This window comes from Aromatoleum sp. (assembly GCF_035254505.1).
Taxonomy (GTDB): domain Bacteria; phylum Pseudomonadota; class Gammaproteobacteria; order Burkholderiales; family Rhodocyclaceae; genus Aromatoleum.
Genome location: NZ_DATFAO010000024.1, coordinates 1 through 11006 on the forward strand (window position 1 = coordinate 1; position 11006 = coordinate 11006).

At 65.1% G+C, this 11006-nt stretch carries 11 protein-coding genes; 8 read left to right on the plus strand and 3 right to left on the minus strand.

Annotated elements, in window-relative coordinates:
- Positions 1-247, plus strand: a 247-nt coding sequence (locus VJ673_RS04210; RefSeq protein WP_324124784.1) for a putative sulfate exporter family transporter, incomplete at its 5' end; no start/stop codon positions are given.
- A 331-nt stretch (positions 248-578) separates the two neighbouring features.
- Here VJ673_RS04210 and VJ673_RS04215 read toward each other — a convergent pair.
- On the minus strand, positions 579-806 hold the full coding sequence (locus VJ673_RS04215) for a hypothetical protein (protein WP_324124785.1): 228 nt from the start codon (positions 804-806) through the stop codon (positions 579-581).
- Between the two features lie 149 nt (positions 807-955).
- Between VJ673_RS04215 and VJ673_RS04220 the strand changes: the two genes are divergently transcribed.
- Genes VJ673_RS04220 through arsA form a run of 5 tightly spaced genes read left to right on the plus strand, consistent with a single transcriptional unit; the run spans position 956 to position 4958 of the window.
- Positions 956-1318, plus strand: a complete 363-nt coding sequence (locus VJ673_RS04220) for an ArsR/SmtB family transcription factor (protein WP_324124786.1) — start codon at positions 956-958, stop codon at positions 1316-1318.
- Positions 1315-1728, plus strand: coding sequence for an arsenate reductase ArsC (locus VJ673_RS04225; protein ID WP_324124787.1), 414 nt, complete (start codon positions 1315-1317; stop codon positions 1726-1728). Before VJ673_RS04220 ends, VJ673_RS04225 begins: the two co-directional genes overlap by 4 nt.
- Positions 1729-1737: 9 nt before the next feature.
- Complete coding sequence (gene arsB, locus VJ673_RS04230) at positions 1738-2814, plus strand: ACR3 family arsenite efflux transporter (protein WP_324124788.1); 1077 nt, start codon at positions 1738-1740, stop codon at positions 2812-2814.
- Between the two features lie 10 nt (positions 2815-2824).
- On the plus strand, positions 2825-3196 hold the full coding sequence (gene arsD, locus VJ673_RS04235) for an arsenite efflux transporter metallochaperone ArsD (RefSeq protein WP_324124789.1): 372 nt from the start codon (positions 2825-2827) through the stop codon (positions 3194-3196).
- Positions 3197-3209: 13 nt separating this feature from the next.
- Positions 3210-4958 (plus strand): arsenical pump-driving ATPase, encoded by a 1749-nt coding sequence (gene arsA, locus VJ673_RS04240; RefSeq protein WP_324124790.1) that lies wholly within the window; start codon positions 3210-3212, stop codon positions 4956-4958.
- 104 nt (positions 4959-5062) lie between these two features.
- Here the strand turns inward: arsA and VJ673_RS04245 are convergent, their stop codons facing one another.
- Together VJ673_RS04245 and VJ673_RS04250 are read right to left on the minus strand one after the other, a co-directional pair.
- Positions 5063-5590: a phasin family protein gene (locus VJ673_RS04245; protein ID WP_324124791.1), complete on the minus strand. Its 528-nt coding sequence runs from the start codon at positions 5588-5590 to the stop codon at positions 5063-5065.
- Between the two features lie 86 nt (positions 5591-5676).
- Positions 5677-7449 carry a putative bifunctional diguanylate cyclase/phosphodiesterase gene (locus VJ673_RS04250; protein WP_324124792.1) on the minus strand — a complete coding sequence of 591 codons (1773 nt, stop codon included), beginning with the start codon at positions 7447-7449 and terminating at the stop codon, positions 5677-5679.
- A 340-nt stretch (positions 7450-7789) separates the two neighbouring features.
- On the opposite strand from VJ673_RS04250, the gene VJ673_RS04255 reads away from it, so the two are divergent.
- Together VJ673_RS04255 and VJ673_RS04260 are read left to right on the plus strand one after the other, a co-directional pair.
- Positions 7790-8434 (plus strand): cytochrome c3 family protein, encoded by a 645-nt coding sequence (locus tag VJ673_RS04255; protein WP_324124793.1) that lies wholly within the window; start codon positions 7790-7792, stop codon positions 8432-8434.
- Positions 8431-11006, plus strand: a 2576-nt coding sequence (locus VJ673_RS04260) for a 4Fe-4S dicluster domain-containing protein (RefSeq protein WP_324124794.1), incomplete at its 3' end; no start/stop codon positions are given. The genes VJ673_RS04255 and VJ673_RS04260, both read left to right, overlap by 4 nt.

Below are 11006 nucleotides of genomic sequence, written 5' to 3' on the forward strand. Positions count from 1 at the left end.
GCCCGGCTTCCTCGTCGGCTTCGCGGTGCTGGTGCTGGTGAATAGCCTCGGGCTGATCCCGAAGGAAGTCACGCAGGCGGCCTCGAGTCTCTCGCGCTGGTGCCTCGTCGTCGCAATCTCGGCGCTCGGCGTGAAGACCTCGTTCCAGCAGCTCGCCGCGGTCGGCTGGCGGCCGGTCGCGATGCTCACGGCGAACACGGTGTTCCTCGCCGTGCTGATCCTCGGTGGGCTGTTGTTGATGCGATAAGCCCGTCAGTCACTGTTTTGCAGAGGTGTCCCCCGGCTACACCCGGAATTCCTTCCTCCTCTCCACATGGATTGGGACACCTCTTTTTTTTAAGAAGCGCCGGGCGCGGCGTGCCCGCTCAATCACGGCATCGGTGTCGCGGAAGATCGACAGGGCGCTCGCGCGGATCGACAGCGGCGGCTATGGCTGATGCGAGGAGGCGGCGGAGCCGATCGGCGTTCGCCGCCTGATGGCGCGCCCGACAGCCATGTCGATGCTGGAGGCGCAAGAACGGCGCGCGCTGCGCCGCCGGTTTGTCGACTAGGAAGCTGAGGTAATCGGCCGAAGTCGCTTAGGGTACGAGGACCTTGACGAGGATCTCTTCCTCGAAGCCGTCGCGGAACATGCGTTCGGTCACGAAGGCGCGTTCGATCGGCGTGAACTCGCTGGCGAGACTCTGTCCGTTTCCGAGCTGACCGGCGATGACGAGACGCTCGATCTCGTGAATCGTATCGAGAAGCTGCTGGTGATGATTCTGGGGCCGGGGTTCGGTGCCGTCGCCGTCGATGACCGTAAGCATTTTTCGTCGGTGAAACTGTCGGTTGGGTTGCCGGAATACCGGTTTCTGCTTATGCCGCGAAAACAGTTTATACGGTTTAGTACCTAGATCAAGTGCGTATGACACGGATTCGTCTTGACTCGAATCAACATTTCCATAAAATTGGAAATATGGAAACGCTAAACGCTGCTGAACTCCTTGCTGCCCTCGGGCACGAATCCCGGCTCGCGATCTTCCGCCTGCTGGTCGAAGCCGGGCCGGAAGGCCTGAATGCCAGCGCCATTGGCGAGAAGCTGGGTCTGCCGGGGGCGACGCTGTCCTTCCACCTTTCGCACTTGAGCCGCGTCGGCCTCATCAAGGGCGAGCGGGAGAGCCGCTTCATTCACTACTCGGCCGAGTACGAGACGATGGACGAGCTGATCGCCTTCCTGACCAGCAATTGCTGCCACGGCGAAGCCTGTCTGCCCAAGACGGCCTCCTGCAATACGCTCACGAAGCGGCGCAGCAAGACCTCGACATCGGAACCATCATGAGCCATCCGAAGACCGTGCTGGTGCTCTGCACCGGAAACTCCTGCCGCTCCCAGATGGGGGAGGCGATCCTCAACCATGATCTCGCCGGCGTCGTGCGCGGCATTTCTGCCGGCACCCGCCCTCAGCCCAAGGTGGCTGACGGTGCGATCGAGGCCTTGAGGCTGGCAGGTCTGCCGACCGAAGGGCTGTACCCGAAAGACGTCGAAGCCGTCATGGACCAGGACATCGATCTGGTCGTGAGCGTCTGCGACAACGCGAAGGAAACCTGCCCCGTCTTCCCGCGTCCCGTGAAGCGCATCCATGTGCCTTTCCACGATCCGCACGGCGAGCCGCTGGAGAGCTTCGTGGCGGTCCGCGACGACATCCGCGCGCGTCTGCTGCCGGCCGTCCGCGACGCCTTGGGCCTGTAAGGAGCCGTCATGTCCGCTGTCCAATGTGAAATGACCGCGAAGGTGGCTGCCGGAGTGCCGATGAGCCTCTTCGAGCGCTACCTCACGGTGTGGGTCTTTCTCTGCATCATCGCCGGAATCGTCGCCGGCCAGATGGCGCCGGGCCTATTCCAGGCCATCGGCCACCTGCAGGTCGCGCAGGTGAATCTGCCCGTCGGCCTCCTCATCTGGGTGATGATCGTGCCGATGCTGGTGAAGGTCGATTTCGGTGCCTTGCACGAAGTGAAGCAGCATGTGCGCGGCATCGGCGTCACGCTCTTCGTGAACTGGCTCGTGAAACCGTTCTCGATGGCCTTCCTCGGCTGGCTGTTCGTCCGCAACCTGTTCGCGCCCATGCTGCCTGCCGATCAGCTGGACAGCTACATCGCCGGCCTCATCCTGCTCGCGGCGGCGCCGTGTACCGCGATGGTCTTTGTCTGGAGCCGGCTGTCGAACGGCGACCCGCTGTTCACACTGTCGCAAGTGGCGATGAACGACACGATCATGGTCTTCGCCTTTGCACCGATCGTCGCCTTCCTGCTCGGCATCTCGTCGATCACGGTGCCGTGGGACACGCTGCTGACTTCGGTCGTCCTCTACATCGTGATTCCGGTCATCCTGGCCCAGGTCTGGCGCCGGGCGCTGCTCGCCAAGGGGCAGGCAGCCTTCGACGAAGCCATGGCCAAGATCGGGCCGTGGTCCATCTCGGCGCTGCTGGCGACCCTGGTTCTGCTCTTCGCCTTCCAGGGCGAGGCGATCATCAGGCAGCCGCTCGTGATCGCGCTTCTTGCCGTGCCCATCCTGATCCAGGTCTTTTTCAACTCGGCGCTGGCCTACTGGTTGAACAAGGTGGTCGGCGAGAAGCACAACGTCGCCTGCCCGTCTGCCCTCATCGGTGCCTCGAACTTTTTCGAGCTCGCGGTCGCCGCCGCCATCAGCCTCTTCGGCTTCGAGTCGGGGGCGGCGCTGGCGACGGTCGTCGGTGTCCTCATCGAGGTGCCGGTCATGCTGCTGGTGGTGAAGGTCGTCAACGCATCCAAGGGCTGGTACGAAGCTCAACACGCGTAAGGAGCGAATCATGAAAAACCTCGAAGTGTTTGATCCGGCGATGTGCTGTTCAACCGGCGTCTGTGGCGTCGATGTGGATCCGGTGCTCGCGCAGTTTGCGGCCGACCTGAAGTGGGTCGAGGAACACGGCATTACGGTGACCCGTCACAATCTCGGCCAGGAGCCCCAGGCCTTCGTCGCCAATGCCGCCGTCGTGAAGGAGATGGAGTCCGGGATGGATCGTCTGCCCATCGTGACGATTGACGGCCGTATCGTCTCCACCGGCATGTATCCCTCGCGCCAGCAGCTCGTGCAGAAACTCGGCATCACGCTGAAGACCGAGGAGAAGCCGCGCATCAAGCTCGGCGGCGCCTGCTGCGACCCGAAGTCGGGTTGCTGCTGACGGAGGGCCTGCCATGACACTGCCGATCGTTCGAACGCGCTACCTGTTCTTTACCGGCAAGGGCGGCGTTGGCAAGACCTCGCTGTCCTGCGCCACCGGCCTGACGCTCGCCGAGGCGGGCAAACGGGTGCTGATCGTGAGCACGGATCCGGCCTCCAACCTCGACGAGGTGCTCGGCGTCACGCTCGGTCAGGCGCCGACTGCGATTCCCGGCGCACCGGGCCTCTCGGCCCTCAACATCGACCCGGAGGCGGCGGCTCATGCCTACCGCGAGCGGATGGTCGCCCCCTATCGGGGAATCCTGCCGGCCGCTGCCATCCAGAGCATGGAGGAACAGTTCTCGGGTGCCTGCACGGTGGAGATCGCGGCTTTCGACGAGTTCTCCAAACTGCTCGGCGACCCCACGGCGACCGCCGATTTCGAGCATGTCATCTTCGATACTGCGCCGACCGGGCATACGCTGCGGCTGTTGACGCTGCCCTCGGCATGGGACGAATTCATCTCGTCGTCGACGGGCGGCGCGTCCTGTCTCGGCCCCCTGGCGGGGCTGGAGAAGCAGAAGGCGCTGTACGCGAGGACCGTGGCCCGCTTGTCGAATCCGGAAGAGACGACGGTGATCCTGGTGAGCCGGCCCGAAACCTCGTCCTTGCGCGAAGCAGACCGCACGCGCGGGGAACTCGCCGAACTGGGCATCCGGAACCAGACCCTCGCGATCAACGGTCTGTTTTCGGTCGATCAGTCCGATGACGCGATTGCCTCGGCCATGTCGCGCCGAGCGGCCGCGGCCCTTGCTGCAATGCCGTCGCAGCTGTCCGAACTTCCGCGCTGCACGATTCCCTTCCTGCCCAAGGGCACGGTCGGGCTGGACGCCTTGCGCGTCATGGCGCATCCGGAAATCGCCGCGCCCGCACGCCTGGAGCCGATGCCTTCCACGCAGCTGCCGCCGGGGCTCGCGGGACTCGTCGATGAGCTCGCGCGTGCCGGGCACGGCGTCATCATGACGATGGGCAAGGGGGGCGTCGGCAAGACCTCGGTCGCGGCCGCGATCGCGGTGGCGCTCGCGCGACGCGGCGGCAAGGTAGTGCTGTCCACGACGGACCCGGCCGCCCATGTGGCGGGGACACTCGACGGCGCGGTTTCGGGCCTCAGCGTCACGCGCATCGACCCGCGGCAGGAAGTCGCCGACTACACCGCGGAGGTGCTCGCCAAAGCCGGGAAGAGCCTCGACGCCGGAGGCCTTGCGATGCTCGAGGAAGACTTGCGATCGCCCTGCACCGAGGAGATTGCCGTCTTCCGGGCCTTTGCCCGCACGGTGGACGAAGGCAAGGACGGTTTCGTGGTGCTGGACACCGCGCCGACCGGTCACACCATCCTGCTACTTGATGCGGCCGAGGCCTATCACCGGGAGGTCATGCGCACCCAGGGCGACATGCCTGAATCGGTACGTCAGCTGCTGCCGCGGCTGCGCGACAAGGCGTATACGCACGTGCTGATCGTGACCCTGCCCGAGGCGACGCCGGTGCATGAGGCCGAGCGGCTGCAAGGCGATCTCGCGCGGGCCGGCATCGAGTCTTATGCGTGGGTCATCAATCAGTCCTTGCTCGCCAGCGGCACGGGCGACCCGCTGCTATGCGAGCGAGGCAGATACGAAGTGCCGTTCGTGCGGCGGGTCGCCGACGAGCTGGCGACGCGTTGCGCGCTGATTCCGTGGCTCGCCGAGGCCCCGGTCGGCGAAGCCGGGCTGGAGCAGCTGATTCGGTAGCAAGACCAAAAGAAAATCCCCGCGCAGGCGCGAGTCCTGGCGGGGATCGAAGCTTCCGGCGCGAGGGCCGGGGCGATCTTCTTGTTCTGTCTTGTTCTTGTTGCTTATGCGGTCTTCCGGGCGGCGCGATGCGGTTCCGCCGGCGCCTCGGCTGCGATTTCGATGGACGACTCCGTGTTGCCTTCCGTCGCGCTCCTCACGACTTCCAGTGCCGACATCACGGCGGCGAAAGCGAGATTTGAACCCGGCTTCACGGAGCCGGCCACCTTTTCGAGGCGGGAGACGCACTCCTGCATGAACTCCGAGATTCCCGGCTCGATCAGGCCCAGCGTGGTCTGCTGGTATTGGCCGATGATCTCGAAGGCGAGGCGGGCCGACTCCGCACTTTTGTCGATCATACGCCAGCCGAAGGCGGTTTCGAGCTTGATCAGTTCGCCGACTTCCTTGACGTCGACGATGGCGTTGGCGTTGTTCGCGACCTCGACGATCAGGGAGCGCCAGGTGCCGAGCGTCAGGGCCAGCAGGTGGTCGTTGCTGTTGAGGGCGGCATTGGCGACCGCCGTCGCGGTGTCGAGCGTGTGGTTTTGGACATCGGCGATCGTTTCGACGATCTTTTCGGCATTGGGGATCATGGGGTAACTCCTTCTTTCGAACCGGAAGTGGAATTAATACCAGACGAACATTATGTTTTTATGTTGGAGAGGGCTGATGAGGGCCGTCACGACGCCGGCGCAAGAATCGACCGGACGAGAAGTTCTCGCGCCTGCGCCGCGGGAACCGGCCGGCTGAAGAAGTAGCCTTGAACCTCGTCGCAGCCGGCGGTCTTCAGGTGGATCAGCTGGTCGAGCGTCTCGACGCCCTCGGCAAGCACCTGCATCTTCAGGTTGTGGGCGAGCGCGATGATCGAGGCCACGATGACGCCGTCGTCCGGGCTGTTGCGGATGTCGTTGATGAACTCGCGGTCGATCTTCAGGCGATGGATCGGGAAGGTGCGGATGTAGCCGAGGCTGGAGAAGCCGCTGCCGAAGTCGTCCAGTGCGATTCCGAAACCGAGCTTTTCCAGCTTGTCGAGCACCTGGCGGGCGATTTCGATGGATTCGACGAGCGTGGTCTCGGTGATCTCGACTTCGAGGTCCTGCGCGGACACGTCGTACTTCGCGAGCATGGATTCGATGCGCTGCGGGAGTTCCTCGTCCTGCAGCTGCCGCGCGGAGACGTTGAATGCGATTGGCACGGCGTCGAGCCCCTCCGCCTTCCAGGTCGCGAGTTGACGGCAGCAGGCTTCCGCGACCCAGTTGCCGAGTTCGACGATGAGCCCGCCGCGCTCGGCGAGCGGAATGAAGTCGCCCGGGTAGACCAGCCCGAAGTCGGGATGCTGCCAGCGCACCAGGGCTTCGAAGCCGACGATGCGGTAGTCGGACAGCCGCACCTTGGGCTGGAAATGCAACACCAGCTCGTTGTCGGCGATGGCCTTGGGCAGACGCAGTTCGAGATTGAACAGGCGGTCCCTGTCGGTACTCAAGCCGGGTTCGAAATAGGTGTACTGGCCGCGCCCCGTCCGTTTGGACTGATACATGGCCGCATCGGCTTGACGGCATAGGGAATCGACGTCCTGGCCGTCGCGCGGAAAGAGCGCGATCCCGATGCTGGGCGTGACGTGAATGTCGTGCTCGCCGAGGTTCGTCATCGGCACGCTGATCTGTTCGATCAGCTTGGCCGCGACGATCTCTACATCGCTGACGCTTTCGAGCCCCGTCAGCAGGACCGCAAATTCGTCGCCGCCGAGGCGCGCAACGATATCCGACTCTCTCAATGTAGAGCGCAGCCGCCCGGCGACGGTTTGCAGCAGAAGATCGCCTGCATGATGCCCGAGCGTGTCGTTGATCGCCTTGAATCGGTCGAGGTCGAGATAGAGCAGCGCATAGTGCTTGCGGCTGCGCTTGGCGCGGAACAGATGCGTGCCGACGAGCTCGGCGAACATCCGCCGGTTGGGCAGGCCGGTGAGGGGGTCGTGGGCCGCCATCATGAAGGCGCGGCGCTTCTCGTCCTCGAGTCGCGCGATGAGGGCACGGTTCTCGTGATCGGTGGCCTTGAGCGCGGCGACGATCCGCTTCTGCCGCGAGATTCCCCGGACGACGGCGGAGGCGGACAACGCGATCATGACGGTCAGTATCACCATCGTGGTCACGAAGCCGGAAGACGCGTCGGTGCGCGGGGTGATGATCTCGTGGAGACCACCGGCGGCGCCGTCGATGGATCCTTCGGAGCCGATCAGCTTCTCGGAAACCGCAGCGACGAGGTTTTCCTGATGCACGGTCGTGCCGTATCGAAGCAAGGCTTTTTCGGCGTCGAGCCGTTGCCAGGCCGCGACCCAGATCAGGGCGATCAGGATGAGCGAGATGCCGACGCTGCCAAGCGCCAGGACGGTCCAGTCATCGCGTAGCAGATGACTGGGCCAGGTTTTGCGTCGTAGAGGAAAGGATAGGGGCACGTCAGGAGCAATGGACTACCAAGAATGGGCACTATGATTCCTCCTGCCGGTTACAACTTCGTGACTAAGCGTTTCGTCAGGGCGCGCGCGCCGCATTCCGCCGCTGCCGTCGCTGCGAAAAGCTTGCCGAAGGGCTTGTAAAACGTACTGCGCGCTAGCGCGGGCGGCAGTCCGGGCGAAACGGTTCGGCATACGACGAAAGGCATGGCGCCTGGCCGAAAGGGCTGCGGCGGCAGGGTTGGGGCGGCCGACCCGCATAGCGGCGAAATGCCAGGGACTGATTCCGGGAATTCCGTTTGCTTCGGTTCCGCGGTCACTCGCTCCCCATCCGCCCGCGACCATGGCCCAGGTGTTTTCCCAGCGCGCCGTCCTGCTGATCAAGCTCAGCCTGAGCGCCGTTCCTGCGCTGGCCGCTTCGGTCGTTGCGGTGTATCGGTGGAACGCATCGATGCCCGCGGCGCGCGGCGCGGCGGTCCGTCAGCCGATCCCGTTCAGTCACAAGCACCACGTGGGCGACGACGGCATCGACTGCCGTTACTGCCATACCTCGGTCGAAAACTCCCGTTTTGCCGGGATGCCGTCGACCGAGACCTGCATGACCTGCCATTCGCAGCTCTTCAACGACGCGCCGGTGCTGGCGCCCCTGAGGGAGAGCCTGCTATCCGGGTGGCCCGTCGCATGGCGGCGTGTTCATGATCTGCCGGACTTCGTCTATTTCGATCACAGCATTCACGTACGCAAGGGGGTGTCCTGCGGTGAATGCCACGGTCCGGTCGAGCAGATGCCGCTCATCTGGCGCGAGGCGTCACTGGAAATGCAGTGGTGCCTGGACTGCCACCGGCGTCCGGAGCGGCATCTGCACCCGGCCGGAGAGGTGTTTCGCGGGGTCCGGCCCGCGGAGGGGGATGCCAGGGCGGCGCTGGAAGGGTCGCCGCGGCTGCTGAGCACGCGCCGCCTTACCGACTGTTCGACCTGTCATCGATGACACAGCGCGCGTTCATTCCGATCCGGGCATCGCCGGACAATGAACGGGAGAGCGCCGCCGATCCTGGGCGCCGCGGTTTCCTGCAACTAATGGCCGCCTCGCTGGCGCTTGCCGGCTCGGGATGCAGCGGGCCGCCCGCCGAGAAGATCCTGCCCTACGTGGCGATGCCCGAGGACGTGCTGCCCGGACAGCCGACCTTCTATGCGACCAGCCTCGTCCGTCGCGGATATGGGCTGGGGGTGCTGGTCGAGAGCAACATGGGGCGGCCGACCAAGGTGGAGGGCAATCCCGGCCATCCTGCGAGCCGCGGTGCGACCGATGTGTTCGCGCAGGCGAGCGTGCTGCAGTTCTGGGATCCGGACCGTTCCCAGACGCCGATGCGCGGACAGCAGCCGGTCTCCTGGCGCGATGCGGAAGCCTTCATGCTCGACTGCGGCGAGGCCCTCATCGCACGGGGAGGGGCCGGGCTGGCGGTGCTGACCGGCACGGTGACGTCGGAAACATGGCTTGCGGAGTGGCGCTCGCTGCTGCGGCGCTACCCGGAGGCGCGTTGGTATTGCCACGATCCCTTGCATGACGATGGCGCGTTCGAGGCTGCGCAAATGGGCTTCGGTCGCCACGTGGACACCGTGTTCCATCTCGATCGGGCGCGAGTTGTCGTGAGCCTCGCCGCGGATGTCTTCGGGGATGGGCCGGGAAGCGTGGCTTATGCACGCGACTTCGCCGAGCTGCGGCGCCGTGCCGATCGGCCGAGCCGGCTGTATGCCGTCGATGCGGTGCTCGGCCTGACCGGGGCCAACGCCGACGAGCGGCTTGCGCTGTCGCCCGATCGAATCGAACGGGTGGTTTGGCGCTTGGCGGCGGCATTGGGAGTGGGCGAGGCGGCCGGCGTTGAGGCCGACGCCGACACGGCGCGCTGGGAAGCGGCGTTTGCTGAGGCGCTGCAGACGAATCGCGGCGAAAGCGTCGTGATGGCAGGTCCGGCCCTGTCTCCCGAAACTCGTGCGCTCGTTCACGTCATCAACGGGATACTGGGCAATGTCGGCCGCAGCGTCGACTATATCGCGCCCGTCGCGGCGGAACCCGGGAGCCACGCGGAGTCGCTGACCGCCTTGTGCGAGCGGATGCGGAGCGGACGGGTCGAGTCGCTACTGATCCTCGGCGCGAATCCGGTATATGACGCGCCGGCCGAGCTCGATTTCGGCGGCGCGCTGTCGAGTGTGCCGCGCACCGTCCACGCAGGTCTTTATCGTGATGAAACGGCGCTGCGCTGCGTCTGGCATCTGCCGCTCGCTCATGAGTTCGAGCATTGGAGCGATGCGCGCGGATACGACGGGACGATCGGCGTCATCCAGCCGGTGATTCGACCCCTGTATGGCGGCCGCTCGGCGCGCGAAATCCTGGGCATGTTCGGCAGGCCGGGGCAGCGATCGGACCACGACGCGGTGCGCGGGGAACTGGGAGACCGCATCGGCGGCCGGGGGGAGGGATTCGAGGCGGCCTGGGATCGATGCCTGCGCGACGGGGTGATTGCCGGTACTGCGGCCTTGCCCTTGCATCTGGGGCCGGCGGCGATTCCGCGTCGACCGAGCTTCGATGCGGCGTCGCTGACCGCGGTCTTCGTCGCCGATTCGGCCGTCGACGACGGCAGTTTTGCCAACAACGCGTGGCTGCAGGAACTGCCCCGGCCGTTGACGAAGCTCACTTGGGACAATGCCGCGCTGGTTTCGCCTGGTACGGCCGCCGCGCTGGGGCTCGCGAATGGGGACGTGGTCGAGCTGAGCGGGGCCGGTCGTTCGGTTGCGGCGCCGGTGTGGATTCTTCCGGGCATGGGGGATGGGACTGTCGGGATCTGCCTCGGTTACGGACGCTGGGCGGCGGGGCGAGTCGGCGACGGTGTCGGCTTCAACGGTTATCGGCTGAAGCCCGGTGTCGGAGTAACCCTCCCAGTTGTCGTCCGGACGACCGGGGACAGGCACGCGTTCGCGTGCACTCAACTCGTGGCGTCGATGATGGGGCGGCCGCTCGCGAGGCATGCGACGGTGGGCGAGTTACGGGATCTGCCGATGGAAAAATCGGCTGCGGCGGAGTCCCTCTATCCGCCTTACGACTACCCGAGCCACGCCTGGGCGATGGCGATCGACCTCAACGCCTGCATCGGTTGCGGCGCCTGCACGATCGCCTGCCAGGCCGAGAACAACATCCCGGTCGTCGGCAAGGACCAGGTCATGCGGACGCGCGAGATGCACTGGATCCGCGTGGACACGTATTTCGAAGGCGGGCTCGACGCGCCGGCGACCTACAACCAGCCGGTGCCGTGCATGCAGTGCGAGGACGCGCCGTGCGAGCAGGTCTGTCCCGTCGCCGCGACCGTCCACGACTCGCAGGGACTGAACGTGATGGTTTACAACCGGTGTCTCGGGACGCGCTACTGCTCGAACAACTGTCCCTACAAAGTGCGCCGGTTCAACTTCTTCAACTTCACCAAGGACACGCCGGCAATCCTGAAGCTCGCCATGAACCCGGACGTCACCGTTCGTGCGAGAGGCGTGATGGAGAAGTGCACGTACTG